The sequence below is a fragment of the Kineococcus arenarius subsp. arenarius genome, assembly GCF_050871845.1.
Taxonomy (GTDB): Bacteria; Actinomycetota; Actinomycetes; order Actinomycetales; family Kineococcaceae; genus Kineococcus.
The window spans coordinates 24,604-39,856 of record NZ_JBJLSE010000019.1 but is presented as its reverse complement, the minus strand read 5'-3'; the positions used below and the strand labels follow the sequence as shown (position 1 = coordinate 39,856).

The 15,253-nt window shown below is 74.2% G+C and carries 10 protein-coding genes and 1 pseudogene; 5 read left to right on the top strand and 6 right to left on the bottom strand.

Translation table 11 applies throughout. The features are described 5' to 3' along the window. Positions 1 to 39: 39 nt before the first annotated feature. Positions 40 to 3,285: pseudogene (fdh, locus tag ACRYM0_RS07340) on the bottom strand (formate dehydrogenase); the annotation flags it as partial. 111 nt (positions 3,286 to 3,396) lie between these two features. Between fdh and ACRYM0_RS07335 the strand changes: the two are divergent. From ACRYM0_RS07335 to ACRYM0_RS07325, 3 genes are all read left to right on the top strand, one after another. Continuing rightward, positions 3,397 to 4,224 carry an aldo/keto reductase gene (locus tag ACRYM0_RS07335; RefSeq protein WP_432503596.1) on the top strand — a complete coding sequence of 276 codons (828 nt, stop codon included), beginning with the start codon at positions 3,397 to 3,399 and terminating at the stop codon, positions 4,222 to 4,224. A gap of 103 nt (positions 4,225 to 4,327) precedes the next feature. After that, entirely contained in the window at positions 4,328 to 5,407 is a 1,080-nt protein-coding gene (locus tag ACRYM0_RS07330; RefSeq protein WP_432503562.1) for a permease, read from the top strand. Positions 5,408 to 5,486: 79 nt separating this feature from the next. Further along, positions 5,487 to 6,455 (top strand): core-2/I-branching beta-1,6-N-acetylglucosaminyltransferase family protein, encoded by a 969-nt coding sequence (locus tag ACRYM0_RS07325; RefSeq protein WP_432503560.1) that lies wholly within the window; start codon positions 5,487 to 5,489, stop codon positions 6,453 to 6,455. A 15-nt stretch (positions 6,456 to 6,470) separates the two neighbouring features. Here ACRYM0_RS07325 and ACRYM0_RS07320 read toward each other — a convergent pair whose 3' ends face one another. Together ACRYM0_RS07320 and ACRYM0_RS07315 are read right to left on the bottom strand one after the other, a co-directional pair. Beyond that, positions 6,471 to 7,559: an arabinan endo-1,5-alpha-L-arabinosidase gene (locus ACRYM0_RS07320; protein ID WP_432503558.1), complete on the bottom strand. Its 1,089-nt coding sequence runs from the start codon at positions 7,557 to 7,559 to the stop codon at positions 6,471 to 6,473. Positions 7,560 to 7,697: 138 nt separating this feature from the next. After that, a complete protein-coding gene (locus ACRYM0_RS07315) occupies positions 7,698 to 8,513 on the bottom strand; it encodes an MBL fold metallo-hydrolase (protein ID WP_432503556.1) in 816 nt (271 codons plus the stop codon). An 80-nt stretch (positions 8,514 to 8,593) separates the two neighbouring features. Between ACRYM0_RS07315 and ACRYM0_RS07310 the strand changes: the two genes are divergently transcribed. Next, on the top strand, positions 8,594 to 9,145 hold the full coding sequence (locus ACRYM0_RS07310) for a hypothetical protein (RefSeq protein WP_432503554.1): 552 nt from the start codon (positions 8,594 to 8,596) through the stop codon (positions 9,143 to 9,145). Positions 9,146 to 9,167: 22 nt separating this feature from the next. On the opposite strand, the gene ACRYM0_RS07305 is transcribed toward ACRYM0_RS07310, so the two are convergent. Then, positions 9,168 to 10,259, bottom strand: coding sequence for an SPFH domain-containing protein (locus ACRYM0_RS07305; protein WP_432503552.1), 1,092 nt, complete (start codon positions 10,257 to 10,259; stop codon positions 9,168 to 9,170). Next, entirely contained in the window at positions 10,259 to 10,753 is a 495-nt protein-coding gene (locus tag ACRYM0_RS07300) for an NfeD family protein (protein ID WP_432503550.1), read from the bottom strand. Before ACRYM0_RS07300 ends, ACRYM0_RS07305 begins: the two co-directional genes overlap by 1 nt. Before the next feature lie 95 nt (positions 10,754 to 10,848). Between ACRYM0_RS07300 and ACRYM0_RS07295 the strand changes: the two genes are divergently transcribed. Then, entirely contained in the window at positions 10,849 to 12,252 is a 1,404-nt protein-coding gene (locus tag ACRYM0_RS07295; RefSeq protein ID WP_432503547.1) for a glucose-6-phosphate dehydrogenase, read from the top strand. Between the two features lie 25 nt (positions 12,253 to 12,277). Here ACRYM0_RS07295 and gcvP read toward each other — a convergent pair whose 3' ends face one another. Next, complete coding sequence (gcvP, locus tag ACRYM0_RS07290; protein ID WP_432503594.1) at positions 12,278 to 15,061, bottom strand: aminomethyl-transferring glycine dehydrogenase; 2,784 nt, start codon at positions 15,059 to 15,061, stop codon at positions 12,278 to 12,280. Positions 15,062 to 15,253 lie beyond the last annotated feature (192 nt).

The window sequence follows — 15,253 nt, the reverse complement described above, 5'->3', positions numbered from 1 at the left end:
CTGCTCGCCGCGGGCCACCCGCCCGTCCAGGTACTGCTGGGTGACCGCGACGCTGCCGGTGGCCATCGTGACCCCGCCGCGCACGCGGTACTCGTCGACGAGGTCGAGCGCCCCGCGCCCCTGCGGCCGGCGCCCCGGGCGCACGTCGCACGTGCCGGCCTTGAACTCCTGGATGTGGACGTTGGGGTCGACCGTCATGTGCGCCAGGTCGTTGACGACGTCGCCGGTCGTCAGGCCCCCCGAGCCCCAGTGGTACGGCAGCCAGATCTGGTGCACCACGCGGTCCTGCACCTTCAGCGGGGCCAGGCGGTCGGTCACCATGACGCGCGCCTCCACCACGGCCCGCGCGGTGATGACGTGCGCCCACCCCAGGTGCTGCAGGCCGCGCTCGGCCGCCAGTTCCGGGGAGACCTCCATGAACAGCGCGGGCTGCAGCTCCGACAGGTACGGCAGGAACCGGCTCATGCCGCCGGCCGTGTGGTGCTCGGTGAGGCGCGAGGTCGTCCACACGTACGGGAACACGTCGTCACCCGGCTCCGGCGGGCTGGGGTGCACCTCGTTGAGGTGGTTGGTGTAGATGACCCGCGCCGGGTTCTGCTGCTGGGTGTAGACGGTGTTGCGGAACGGCGACTCGGCGGGCTCGTAGTGCGCCGGCAGCGGGCCGTCGACGACGCCCTTGGGCGCGAACAGCCAGCCCTTGCCGTCGGACTGCATGACGAAGGGGTCGTCACCGGCGAGGGCCTCCACGCCCGTGGCACCCTCCGGCGGCCGGTAGGAGGGCGCCTTGGTGGCCTCGAAGTCGGGCACGTCGTCGCCCGTCCACTTCCCGGTGTCCTCGTCCCACCAGACCAGCGCCTTGCGCTCGCTCCACGGCTTGCCGTCCGGGTCCGCCGAGGCGCGGTTGTACAGGACGCGGCGGTTCATCGGCCACGCCCAGCCCCACTCGGGCGCGTGCAGGTTCTGCTCGCGCCCGGGCTTGCGGCGGGCGGCCTGGTTGACGCCCTCGGCGTACACGCCGGAGTAGATCCAGCAGCCGCTGGAGGTGCTGCCGTCCGCCTTGAGCGAGGTGTACCCGGGCAGCAGCTCCCCGGTGGTCACGTCGTAGCCGTTGATCTCCTTCAGCACGGCGTGGGCGTCGGGCTCGTCGCGCTCGCCGTGCACCGGGTAGTCCCAGGTCATGTCGAACAGCAGGCGGTCGCGCGGGTCGGTGGAGCCGGCCAGCTTCTCGCGCATGCGCCGGCCCAGGTGGTAGAAGAACCACAGCTCGCTGCGCGCGTCGTCCGGGGACTCCACGGCCTTCTCGCGCCACTGCAGCAACCGCTGCGTCTGCGTGAAGGTGCCCTCCTTCTCCACGTGGGTGGCGGCGGGCAGGAAGAACACCTCCGTGCGGCACTCCTCCGGCACGATCTCGCCGGTGCCGACCTCCGGGGAGTCCTTCCAGAACGTGGCGCTCTCGATCATCACGAGGTCGCGCACCACGAGCCAGTCCAGGTTGGCCATGCCCAGGCGCTGGGCACGGCCGTTCGCGGAGCCGACCGCGGGGTTCTGCCCCAGCAGGAAGTACCCGAAGATCTTCCCGCCGGCGATCATGTCCATGACCTGGCCGTAGGTGCCGTGGTCACCGTTGATGCGGGGCAGGTCGTCGAAGCGGTAGTCGTTCTCCGCGGTGGCGCTGTCACCGAAGTACGCCTTGAGCAGGCTGACCGTGTAGGCGTCCGCGTTGCCCCAGAAGCCCTTCTGGTTCGTGCCCTTGATGCTGTCCACGTAGGTCTGCAGGTCCGGGTGGCGCTCGGCGTGCGGCATCTGCAGGTACCCGGGCAGCAGGTTGTACAGCGTGGGGATGTCCGTGGAGCCCTGGATGCTGGCGTGGCCGCGCAGCGCCATGATGCCGCCGCCCGGGCGGCCCATGTTCCCCAGCAGCAGCTGGAGGATCGCGCCGGTGCGGATGTACTGCACGCCGGTGCCGCGCTGGGTCCAGCCCACGCTGTAGACCAGCGCGCCGGTCCGCTCGCGGCCGGAGTTGGAGATCCACGCCTCGGCGACGTCGTCGAAGACGTCGGTGGGCACGCCGCACACCTCGGCGACCATCTCCGGGGTGTACCGCGCGAAGTGGCGCTTGAGGATCTGCCAGACCGTGCGCGGGTCCTGCAGCGTCTCGTCGCGCTGGATCTGCTGGTGGTCGACGGGAGCGCCGCCGGACCCCATGGACTGGCCGGTCTCGCTGTCGGAGGAGCGGTTGGTCTCCTCCTCCTCGTCGCCGTGCTCCTCGGAGCCGGCGTACTGCCAGGAGTCGGTGTCGTACGAGCGGGTCTCGGGGTCGAACCCGGAGAACAGCCCGTCGAGGTCCTCGGTGCCCTGGAAGTCCTCGTTGATGATCCACGAGGCGTTCGTGTAGTTCAGCACGTACTCGCGGAAGTCCCGCTCCTGCGTCAGGACGCGGTTGATGATCGCCCCGAGGAGCACGATGTCCGTGCCGCTGCGGATCGGCACGTAGGTGTCCGCGAGCGCGCTGGTGCGCGTGAAGCGGGGGTCGATGTGGATGACCTTGGCCCCGCGCGCCTTCGCCTCCATCACCCACTGGAACCCGACCGGGTGGCACTCGGCCATGTTCGAACCCTGGATGACGATGACGTCGGCGTTGCTCAGGTCCTGCAGGTCACCGGTGGCCCCACCGCGACCGAACGAGGCACCCAGACCGGGCACCGTGGCGGAGTGTCAAATGCGGGCCTGGTTCTCCACCTGGACGGCGCCCATCGCGGTGAAGAGCTTCTTGATGAGGTAGTTCTCCTCGTTGTCCAGCGTGGCGCCACCCAGGCTGGCGATCCCCATCGTGCGGTTGAGCTTGTTGCCGTGGTCGTCGGCGTCCTGCCACCCGCGACGGCGCGCGTCGATCACCCGGTCAGTGATCATGTCCATCGCGGTGTCGAGGTCGAGGTCGGACCACTCGGTGGCGAAGGGGGCGCGGTACTTCACCGTCGTCACCCGCTGGTCGCCGTTGACGAGCTGCTCGCTGGCCGCACCCTTGGGGCACAGCCGCCCGCGCGAGTGCGGACTGTCGGGGTCGCCCTCGATCGCGGTGACCCGCTCGTCCTTGACGTAGACGCGCTGGCCGCAGCCGACGGCGCAGTACGGGCACACGGACTTCGCGACCCTGTCGGCCGTCGCGGTGCGCGGCGTCAGCGTCGCGGACCGCTTCGACTGCGACGCGGCACCGCGTCCCAGCGGATCGTCGCCCGTGAGCTGCCGGTAGACCGGCCAGCCCTCGATGAAGGTCTTCAACCCCATGGCCCGGACCATACGGCAGGTTCCGGTGGCGCGCTCGCGCAACCGGGACCAGCGTGTTGCGCGACAGGTCAGCCAGACCGAGGAGGAGTTCCCGTGGCAGTGCCCACGATCATGCTCAACGACGGCCGCGAGATCCCTCAGCTGGGCTTCGGCGTCTACCAGATCGACCCGGCCGAGACCGCGCAGGCGGTGCGCCGCGCCCTGGAGGTCGGCTACCGGCACGTCGACACCGCCGAGATGTACGGCAACGAGGCGGGAGTCGGCCAGGGCGTGCGCGACGCCGGCGTGGACCGCGCCGACGTCTGGATCACCAGCAAGCTGAACAACGGCTTCCACGAGCCGGACGCCGCCCGCCGCGCGATCGACGACTCGCTCGCGGCGCTGGGCACCGACTACCTCGACCTGTTCCTCATCCACTGGCCGCTGCCCACCCGGTACGGCGGGGACTTCGCCTCCACCTGGCGGGTGCTGGAGGAGGCGCACGCCGACGGCCGGCTGCGCTCGATCGGGGTGTCCAACTTCCAGCCGCACCACCTGCGGCGGCTGCTGGACGAGACGACCGTCGTCCCGGCGGTCAACCAGATCGAGGTGCACCCGTACTTCACCAACGACGAGGTCCGCCGCGCCAGCGCGCAGCACGGGATCGCGGTGGAGGCGTGGTCGCCCATCGCCCAAGGTGCCGTCCTCGGCGACCCGGTCGTCACGGAGATCGCCCAGCGGTACGGGAAGAGCCCCGCGCAGGTCGTGCTGCGCTGGCACGTGGAGCGCGGTGACGTCGTCTTCCCCAAGTCGACGACGCCGGCGCGCATCGAGGAGAACTTCGCCCTGTTCGACTTCGAGCTCAGCGGCGAGGACGTGGTCGCGATCGGCGCCCTGGACAAGGGCGAGGAGGGCCGCACCGGCCCGAACCCGGACACGTTCGACTTCGTGCCCGACTGACCCGCCGGCGCGCACCGCCGGGGCGGCCGCCGCGCTACGGTGCGGCGGCCGCCCGGCGCGTGCAGCAGCGCACGCCCGCGGGCACCGTCGAGAGGAGCCCCCCGTGGCCGTCCCCGGAACCCCCGTACCCGCTCGCGGGCCGGGCAGGTCCGCCGTGCTGGGCGTGCTGGTGTTCGCCGCGCTCGCGGCCGGGCTGCTGCTGTGGTCGAAGTGGTCGCCGTACGCGGCGCGGACGGTGGAGCTGGCGGGCACGCGCGCCTGGTCGGGGACCTCCGTCGTCGAGGCCGCCGGCATCGAGCCGGGGTCCGCGCCGAGCCTCGCGGCCGGCTGGAGGTTCACGCAGGTCTACGCCGCCGCGGTGTGGAAGGCGCTCGTCGCCGGCCTCGTCATCGCCGCGGCCGTGCGGACGCTCGTGCCGCGGCGCTGGCTGCTGGGCCTGCTGCAGCGGCGCCGCCGCTCCTCCAGCGCGCTGGTCGGCGGGCTGCTGGCGACCCCGTCGATGATGTGCACCTGCTGCACGGCACCGGTGGCCTCGGCCCTGCGCCGCAGCGGCGCCCCCACCGCCGGGGTGGTGGCCTACTGGCTGGGCAACCCGCTGCTGAACCCCGCGGTGCTGGTGTTCCTGCTGCTGGTGGCGCCGTGGCAGTGGGCGGCGGTGCGGCTGGTGGTGGGGCTGCTCGTCGTGGTGGCCGGCAGCGCGCTGGTGGCGCGCCTGGCCGGTGACCGGGTCCCCGCCGACGCCGCGGAGGTGGTCACCGCCGCCGCGGACGAGCCCGGCGCCCGCGGCTTCCCCCGCGCGCTGGCGCGCACGTCGCTGCTCGTCGTGCCGGAGTACCTCGTCGTGGTGTTCGCGGTGGGCGCGTTCAGCGGCTGGCTCTTCCCGCTCGGCCAGGACGCCCGCTCGTGGGGCGTCCTGACCGCGCTGGTGGCCGTGGTGCTCGGCACGCTGCTGGTGATCCCCACGGCCGGGGAGGTGCCGCTGGCCCAGGGGCTGGCCGCCGTCGGCTTCGGCAGCGCCGTGGTCGGCGCGCTGCTGGTGGTGCTGCCCGCGGTGAGCCTGCCGTCGGCGGTGATGGTGGCGCGCGCCCTGCGGGTGCGGGTGGTGCTGTGGACGCTGGCGGTCGTGGCCGCCGGCGGGCTGCTGGGTGCGCTGCTGCTGACGCTCCTGACGGGGCGGGGGTGACGGCGTCCCCGTGCGGCGCCCGGTGGTGACTTCGCCGAACCACTGGACCGTCGCAGGTTCAACCTTCACACTCCCTGTCGTGCTCCAAGCCGCCCCGGCGCCCCGGGCGACGTCCTTCGCGTACGTCCTCCTCGCGCACACCGAACCGCGACGGGTGCTCGGCGCGGTGCAGCGCGTGCGGGAGCTCTCGCCCGGGGCCAGGGTGCTGGTCCGGCACGCCCGGGGCAGCGGGTTCCTGCCGACGCGCGAGCTGGCGGCGGCAGGCGCGGAGGAGCTGCGCAGCCGCCTGCGGGTCGGTTGGGGGACGTGGTCGCTGACGGCCGCGGTCCTGGAGGCGCTGCGCACGGCGGAGGAGCGCTGGCAGCCCCGGGCCACGGTCGTGGTCTCGGGGCAGGACCACCCGGTGCGCGACCTGCGCCGGTGGGAGGAGGGGCTCCTGGAGCGCGGCACCGACGCGCTGCTGCGCCCGGACCCGCGCGACTACGCCGAGCGTTACCGCGACTGCTGGCACGAGGTGCCGGGTGGCGACCTGCTCCCGCCGCGCTGGGTGGGGGGCGCCGCGCGCCTGAGCGAGCGGGCCGGCGCCTTCGTGGGCGGCCCCCGGTTGCGGCTGGCGGGGGGCCGGACCCTGGTGCTGGGGCACCGCCGCGGCCCGGGCTGCCCCGCGGCGCCCGAGGGAGTGGCCTACCGCAAGGGTTCGCTGTGGATGACGCTGTCGGCTCGCGCGGTGGCGCACCTGCTGGCCGCCGCGCAGGACCGGACGGTGCAGCGGTACTTCGCCTCCACGCTGCTGCCGGACGAGTCGTTCGCGCACAGCGTCCTCGGCGCCCGGCCGGAGCTGCGCGTCGAGGCGGGTCCCACCAGCTGGACGTTCTTCCCCGGGGGCAGCCCTCACCCGCGCACCGTGGTCCTCTCGGACCTGGAGGCCGTGCGTGCCTCGGGCGCGGCGTTCGCCCGCAAGGTCGTCAGCCCCGCCAGCGACGCCTTCGTCCGCGCGGTCGACGCCCTGGTGGACGCCGACCGCGCGGGCGTGGAGTGCCCGGGCTGATCCGCCCGGGCGGCCTCACGACGCCGGTGCGCCGTCGCCGGGGCCGTAGCTGAAGTACGGCCAGCCGTCGCGCCACTCCACCTCGCGGATCTGCATGCGGATCGTGCCGCCGGTCTTCGCGTCGTAGTAGTGGTGCACGGCGTAGGTGCGACCGCGGTCGTTGAGCACGTCGAGGGCGCCGGTGCCGATCTGGTTCCCGCGGGCGCCCAGCAGCAGGGTGCCGCCGCCGTCGGTCATGGCCTCGCCCTCGCGGTCCACGAACGGGCCGGTGGGGCTCTTCGAGCGGCCGACGACGGTCTTGTAGGTGCTGTTCACGCCCTGGCAGCAGAAGTCCCAGGAGACGGTGAGGTACCAGTAGCCGCCGTGCTTGAAGACCTGCGGGTTCTCGATGGCGTTGGGCGGGTCGACCGGGTTGCTGGCCAGGTCCATGACGGGACCGGTCGGGGTGAACATGTCCGACAGCCGCTGGATCTTCACCCCGGTCCAGAAGGAGCCGAAGGCGATGTACCACTGGCCGCCGTCGGAGAAGACCTGCGGGTCGATGGCGTTGTAGTCGTCGTCGGTGTCCGAGCGCAGGACGGGGCCGTGGTCGACCCAGCTGTCCAGGTCGCCGGGAGTGCGGGTGGTGGCCACGCCGATGGCGGAGTTGTTGGACCCGAACGAGGACGCCGCGTAGTACAGGTAGAAGGTGTTGCCGCGCTGCACGACGTGCGGGGCCCACAGGTGTCCCACGCCGTACGCCTTCGTCCACTCCGGCAGCTCGATCGCCCCGACCGACTCCCACGGCCCGGCCAGGTCGGTGGCCTTGCGCACGAACACCCCGCCGGGGTCGTCGGCGTTGGCCACGCCGGTGGAGAAGACGTAGTACGTGCCGCGGTCGCTGAACAACGTGGGGTCGTGCACGGGGTCGTCCACGACCCCGGGCACGTAGTCGCCGGTGTCCCCGCTCATGGGCAGCTTGCCGCTGGGCGGGGGGCCGTGGTGCCCGGCGGCGTTCGCGGTGCCGGCACCGGCCAGCAGGCACAGCGCCGCGGTGGCCGCGGCCAGGGTGGTGCGGCGACGCCGCGTGGGGACCGTCTCGTCGCCGGTGGTGGAACGGGGCACGGGGTTTCCTCCTGCTCCTCGTCGAGCGCACTCCGTGCGAGTGCCCTCACAGGATGCCCATCACTCACAACGTTGTAAAGCAGGTGGGCGGCGCGTCGCGGGACGCACGGCGGCCGCAGCGGACGGTCGTTCAGCCGTTCAGCGCGGGTCGAACACCGCGGTCTGCCCGCGCGCCACGTACCGCACGACCTCCCCCAGCCCGCGGCGCTCCACCTCGTCGCGGAAGTGCGACAGCGGCGAGCGGAAGAGGCGGTAGTCGTCCACGTGCACCGGGACGGCGTGCACCGGCTCGACGACCTGCAGCAGGTCGGCGCCCTGCACGCCGTCCATCGTGACCACCAGGCCACCGGGCAGGGTGGTGCCGCCCAGGTGCAGCACGGCCAGGTCCACCTCGGGGTAGCGCAGGGGGATCTCCCGCAGCTCCGGGACGTTCAGGGTGTCCCCGGAGACGTACACGGTGAACTCGGCGCGCGCGCCGGGCGGGCCGAACTCCCACACGCTGCCCATCACCGGGGGCAGCAGCCGCTGCCACGGCTCCGGCGCGTGCCGGCCGGGCACCGCCGTCACCCGGACCTGCACCCCGTCGCGCACCAGCGTGCGAGAGTCCCACGTGCCCAGGCCGGTGACGTCGGTGAAGCCGTGGCGGCCGGCGAGGCGCCGGCGGGCGTGCGGCGTCGTCAGCAGCGGCACGTCCTGCGGCAGTCCGCGGCGGGCGACGCGGTCGAAGTGGTCGCCGTGCAGGTGCGAGAGCACGACGGCGTCCAGCCGCGGCAGGTCCGCCACGCCCAGGGCCGGCTCGGTGAGCCGCTTCGCGACCAGCCCCTTGCCGAGGTAGGCGCGCTGCCCCCGGTGCAGGAAGTTCGGGTCGGTCAGCAGCGTCAGCCCGCCGTAGCGCACGAGCGTCGTCGCGGTGCCGATGAAGGTCAGGGACAGCTCCCGGTCGCTGGGCTCCACGACCGTCCCCTACCCCGCCGAGGGTGGCGGGAACCGCCCGAGGACGGTTTCTCCCCGCCCGCCGCGGGTAGTGCACCGACGTGGACGACGAGCGCACCCCCCCGCCGGACCGGCAGCACCTGCTGGCCATCTACCTCAACGACCACCTCGCCGGGGCCACGGCCGGCCGCGCCCGGTTCGCCCGCGCGGCGCGCAGCCACCGCGGCACCGACGCCGGCCACGCGCTGGGGCGCCTGACCGCGGAGATCGACGAGGACCGCCGCACGCTGACCCGCCTGATGCGGACGCTGGGGGTCGAACCCGACCGCCGCCTGCAGGCGCTGGGCCGGGCCGGGGAGGCGCTGGGGACGCTGAAGACCAACGGGCGCCTGCTGCGCCGCTCGCCGCTGAGCTCCGTGGTCGAGCTGGAGATGCTCTCCCTGGGGGTGCAGGGCAAGGGGGCGCTGTGGCGCTCGCTGCGGGAGCTGGCGATGAACGACCCCCGGCTGGACGCCGAGGAGCTGCAGGAGCTCGTGCACCGCGCCGACCGGCAGGCCGCCGAGCTGGAGTCGCTGCGGCGCACCGCCGTGGTGGAGGCGCTGGGGTCCGGCCACACCGGTGGGCGGACCGCGGTGCCGCCCCAGGCCGGCTGAGGGGCGTGTCCGCCCGGGGCGCTCACCCCTCCTGCGGTGGCACCCCACCCGTCCCGCCGACCCGGCGGGTGGCGCCCTCGGCGTCGCGGGTGGCGCCGGCCGCCTCGGCCCGGGCGCGGTTCAGCGCCTCCGCCGGGTCCTCCAGCACGGGTTCCTCGAAACCGGCCGCCGGGGCCTCGCCCTCGGGCCGGCGCCGCGGTGCGGCACCCCCGCCTCCCCCGTCGGAGCTGGAACCGCCGTGCGCGTTGAACATCGCCCCGAAGCCCTTCAGCGCGTCGTTGAGCTCGCTGGGCACGATCCACAGCTTGTTGGCGTCGCCGCGGGCGATCTGCGGCAGCGTCTGCAAGTACTGGTAGGCCAGCAGCTTGGGGTCGGGGTCGCCGCGGTGGATCGCGTCGAAGACCTGGGTGATGGCGCGCGCCTCGCCCTGCGCGCGCAGGATCGCGGCCTGCGCCGAGCCCTCCGCGCGCAGGATCTGCGACTGCTTCTCCCCCTCGGCGGTGAGGATCTGCGACTGCTTGAAGCCCTCGGCGTTGAGGATGGCCGCGCGCCGGTCGCGCTCGGCGCGCATCTGCTTCTCCATGGAGTCCTGCACGCTGGCGGGCGGGTCGATGGCCTTCAGCTCGACGCGGTTCACGCGGATCCCCCAGCGCCCGGTGGCGTCGTCCAGCACTCCGCGCAACTGGCCGTTGATCTGGTCGCGGCTGGTGAGGGTCTGCTCCAGGTCCAGCGAGCCGACCACGTTGCGCAGCGTGGTGACGGTGAGCTGCTCGATCGCCTGGATGTAGTCGGCGATCTCGTACGTGGCGGCCTTGGGGTCGGTGGGCTGGTAGTAGATGACCGTGTCGATGCTCACGACGAGGTTGTCGGAGGTGATGACGGTCTGCGGGGGGAAGGAGACCACCTGCTCGCGCAGGTCCACGGTCGCGCGGACCTTGTCGATGAACGGCACCAGGAAGTGCAGGCCGGCGTCCAGCGAGCGCGAGTAGCGCCCCAGCCGCTCCACGATGACGGCGGAGGCCTGCGGGACGATGCGGATGGTGCGGACGATCACCGCCACCGCGAACAGGACGACGAGGACCAGGACGACCAGGGTCACGACGGTGTCCACCATCAGGTGCTCTCCTCGGGTTGCTCCGGCGCCCCGCCGTCGGCGGGGCCGACCACGGCGGTGGCGCCGTCGATCGCGGTGACGACGACGTCCTCGCCCTCGGCGAACGCCCGGCCCGGCGCCGACCGGGCCGACCACGTCTCGCCGGCGAGCTTGACCAGGCCGCCGCGGACGGTGACCTCGTGCAGGACCAGCGCGGGGCGGCCCACGAGCGCCGCGGCGTTGGTCGTGCCCGTCGGGGGCATGCGCAGCCGGCGCAGCAGGACCGGGCGGATCGTGCCGATGAGGAGCCCGGCGACGGCGGCGGCCACGAGGACCTGCCCCACGAACCCCAGGCCCAGCGCGTCCGCCAGCGCCCCGGCCAGGGCGCCGCCGGCCAGCATCGCGAAGACCAGGTCGATCGCGGTGATCTCCAGGATGCCCAGGACGAGCGCGGCGGCGATCCACAGCAGCCAGCTGCGCTCGAGCAGCTCCTCCAGGAACCCCACCGCGATCACCCCCGACCCGATCCTAGGGGTGCCCCGGCGCGCGCGCGGCGGCCCCGGCTGCTGTGCTGGGGCCCGGACGCACCCGCACGAGGATGGAGGGATCCGTGACCGCGCAGTTCGTGGTCCTCGGCGCGACCGGGGACCTGACCGCCCGATACCTGCTGCCCGCCCTGGCGCAGATCGCCCCGGTGCACCCCGACGGGGTGCGGCTGGTGGGCGTCGCCCAGGACGACCTCGACGACGGGGGTTTCCGCGACCACGTGCGCCGGGCCCTGGCCGAGGGTGCGGGCGACGCTCCGGACGAGGTGCGCGAGCAGCTGGCCGGCACCGCCGCGTACGTCCACGGCGACGTCACCGACCCGCAGGTGCTGCGCGCCGCGCTGGAGCGCGCAGGCGACGGCGAGCCCGTCGTGGTGTACCTGGCGCTGCCCCACGTGCTGTTCGAACGGGTCGTCGCCGCGCTCGGGGAGTGCGACCTGCCCGAGCACGTCCGCGTCGTGGTGGAGAAGCCGTTCGGGCAGGACCTGGAGGGCGCCCGGCGCCTGAACGCCGCGCTGGGGCGGGTCGTGCCCGAGGACCGCACGTTCCGGGTGGACCACTTCCTGGCCAAGCAGACCGTCCTGAACGTCCTGGGTCTGCGGTTCGCCAATCGCCTCTTCGAGTCCGTGTGGAACCGCACCCACGTGGAGTCCGTCGACATCGTCTTCGACGAGACCGTGGACGCGCAGTCCCGCGCCAGCTACTACGACCGCTCGGGCGCGCTGCGCGACATGGTGCAGAACCACTTGCTGCAGCTGCTGGCGTACGTGGCGATGGAGCCGCCGCAGTCGATGCGCCCGGCGGACCTCAGCGCCCGCAAGGTCGACGTGCTGCGCGCGGTGCGCACGCTGGACGAGGACGAGGTCGCCCGCTGCACGGCGCGCGGGCGGTACACCGCCGGCACGGTCGACGGCCGCCACGGCCGCCGGGAGGTCGACGACTACGTCGACGCGCCCGGCGTCGACGGCGAGCGCGGCACCGAGACGTACGCCGAGGTGGTGCTGCACGTGGACACCTGGCGGTGGGCGGGCGTGCCGTTCCGGCTGCGCACCGGCAAGGCGCTGGCGGCCGATCGGCGCGAGGTGGTGGTCCGCTTCGCCGAGGTGCCGCACGCGGTGTTCGAGGGGCCCCGCCCGCACCGCAACGAGCTGCGCCTGCAGCTGGACCCCGACCGGGTCTCGCTGCGCTTCGACCTCAACGGCGCCGGCGACCCGTTCGAGCTGGAGGCCGTGGAGATGGGCGCCGACCTGGCCCGGCAGGAGCCCGGCCCGTACGGGCAGCTGCTGCTGGCGGTGCTCGCCGGGGACACCCGGCTGTCGGCGCACGCGGCCGAGGCGGAGGAGGGCTGGCGCATCGTCGAGCCGATCCTGGCCGCCTGGCAGCGCGGGGCCGCGCCGCTGCGGGAGTACCCCGCCGGCAGCGACGGGCCGCAGGGCCCGCCCGCCCTGGAGGGGGCGGACGGGCGCTGACCCCGCGGGCGCGCCGCCGGTCCGCTCAGGCCTCGGCCAGCTCCTCCAGCGGCGGGCAGGAGCACACCAGGTGGCGGTCCCCGGCGGCGCCGTCGACGCGGCGCACCGGGGGCCAGTACTTCGTGCGCGGGTCCACCCCGGGCGGGTAGACGGCCTGCTCGCGGGTGTAGGGGTGGTCCCACTCGCCCACGAGCGAGGCGGCGGTGTGCGGGGCGTGGCGCAGCGGGGAGTCGGCCACCGCCCAGCGGCCCTCCTCGATCTCCCGGACCTCGGCGGCGATGGCGAGCACCGCGTCGCAGAACCGGTCGACCTCCGCGAGGTCCTCGCTCTCGGTGGGTTCGACCATGAGGGTGCCGGCGACGGGGAACGACATCGTCGGGGCGTGGAAACCGAAGTCGACGAGCCGCTTGGCGACGTCCTCGACGCTCACGCCGGTCGCCCTCGTCATCGGGCGCAGGTCCAGGACGCACTCGTGGGCCACGAGCCCGCCGGGCCCGCGGTAGAGCACCGGGAACGCCCCGGACAGGCGGGCGGCGACGTGGTTGGCGCTGAGCACGGCCTGCACCGTGGCGGCGCGCAGCCCCTGCGCGCCCATGAGGCGCACGTACGCCCACGAGATCGGCAGGATCCCGGCGGAGCCGAACGGCGCGGAGGACACCATGCCGACGCGCTCGGGGTCGGCGTCGGGGGTGGTGGCGGGCAGGAACGGCGCCAGGTGGGCGCGTACCGCGACCGGGCCGACGCCGGGTCCGCCGCCGCCGTGCGGGACGCAGAACGTCTTGTGCAGGTTCAGGTGGGAGACGTCCGCGCCGAACCGGCCGGGCCGGGCCAGCCCCACCAGGGCGTTGAGGTTGGCCCCGTCGACGTACACCTGGCCGCCGGCGTCGTGCACCAGGGCGCAGACCTCGCGGATCGACTCCTCGTACACCCCGTGGGTGGACGGGTACGTCACCATGATCGCCGCGAGGTCGCCGGCGTGCTCGGCGACCTTGGCGCGCAGGTCGTCCAGGTCGACGTTCCCCTCGGCGTCGCAGGCCACGACGACGACGCGCAAGCCGGCCATGACCGCGCTGGCCGCGTTGGTGCCGTGCGCGGAGCTGGGGATCAGGCAGACCGTGCGGTGCGCCTCGCCGCGGGAGCGGTGGTGGGCGCGGATCGCGAGCAGCCCGGCGAACTCGCCCTGGGAACCCGCGTTGGGCTGCAGGGACACCGCGTCGTACCCGGTGACCTCCGCCAGCCAGTGCTCCAGGTCCGCGACGAGCTGCGCGGTGCCGGCGAGCTGGTCGGCCGGCGCGTACGGGTGCAGGTCGGCGAACTCCGGCCACGACACCGGTTCCAGCTCGGTGGTGGCGTTGAGCTTCATGGTGCACGAACCCAGCGGGATCATCCCGCGGTCCAGGGCGTAGTCGGCGTCGGAGAGCCGGCGCAGGTAGCGCAGCATCGACGTCTCCGAACGGTGCCGCGAGAACACCGGGTGCGTCAGGAACGGCGAGGTCCGCAGCAGCCCGGCGGGCAGCGCGTGGGCCGGGGCCCGCTCGGCCGGACGCAGGCCGAACCCGGCCAGCGCCGCGGCCACCTGCTGCGGCCCGGTGGTCTCGTCGCAGGTGAGGCCGACGTGGTCGTCGTCGACCAGGCGCAGGTTCACCCCCGCCTCCAGGGCGGCGGCCACCACGTCGCGGGCGCGGCCGGGCACGCGGGCCAGGACGGTGTCGAAGAACTCCCCGTGCACGACGTCCACGCCCCCGGCGCGCAGCGAGGCCGCCAGACCGGCGGCGGTGCCGGCGACCTGCGCGGCGATGGCGCGCAGCCCCTCCGGGCCGTGGTGCACGGCGTAGCAGCCGGCCACCACGGCCAGCAGGACCTGCGCGGTGCAGATGTTGCTGGTGGCCCGGTCGCGGCGGATGTGCTGCTCGCGCGTCTGCAGGGCCAGGCGGTACGCGGGCGCGCCGTCGGCGTCCTTGGAGACGCCCACGAGGCGGCCGGGCAGGTTGCGCTCCAGCCCCTTGCGCACCGCCACGTACGCCGCGTGCGGGCCGCCGGCGAACATCGGCACCCCGAAGCGCTGCGAGGAGCCGACGGCCACGTCGGCCCCGAACTCGCCGGGTGCGCGCAGCACGGCCAGGGCGAGCAGGTCCGCGGCGGCCACCACCACCGCGCCGCGCGCCTTCGCGGCCGCGGCCACGCCCGCGAGGTCGCGCACGCAGCCGGAGGTGCCCGGGTACTGCACGAGCAGGCCGAACGGGGCCCGCTCCCCCAGCGCCGCCAGCGGGTCGGCGGCGTCCAGGTCCACGCCCACCAGCTCGACGCCCAGCGGCACCGCACGGGTGCGCAGCACCGCCAGGGTCTGCGGCAGCACGTCGGCGTCGACGGCGAACACCGCTCCGGCGGGCGCCTTCGATACGCGGCGGGCCAGCGTCATCGCCTCGGCCGCGGCGGTGCCCTCGTCGAGCAGGGAGGCGTTCGCCACGTCCAGGCCGGTCAGGTCGGCCACCGCGGTCTGGAAGTTCAGCAGCGCCTCCAGCCGGCCCTGGGAGATCTCCGGCTGGTACGGCGTGTACGCCGTGTACCAGGAGGGGTCCTCCAGGACGTTGCGCCGCACCACCGCGGGGGTGCGGGTGCCGTGGTAGCCCAGGCCGATCATCGAGGGGACCACGCGGTTGCGCGCAGCCAGAGCGCGCAGCGCCGAGGTGACCGACGCCTCGTCCAGCGCCGGCGGCAGGTCCAGGGCGCCGGGCTGCTCGAGGATGCCGGCGGGCACGGCGCGCTCGACGAGCTCCTCCAGGGAGGACAGGCCGACGGTGGCGAGCATCCGGGCGGCCTGCGCAGCGTCGGGGCCGATGTGCCGGCCGGCGAAGGGCACCGGCCCGCCCGTGCCGGGGGCCGCGGCGGTGCTGTCGGGCGTGGTGCTGCCGGGACTGGTGCTGCCGGGAGTGGTGCCGGAGGGGGCGGGTGCGGTGGCGGTCACGGGGGCTCCGGGGGTCGTGGCGGTCAGGACGTCCCC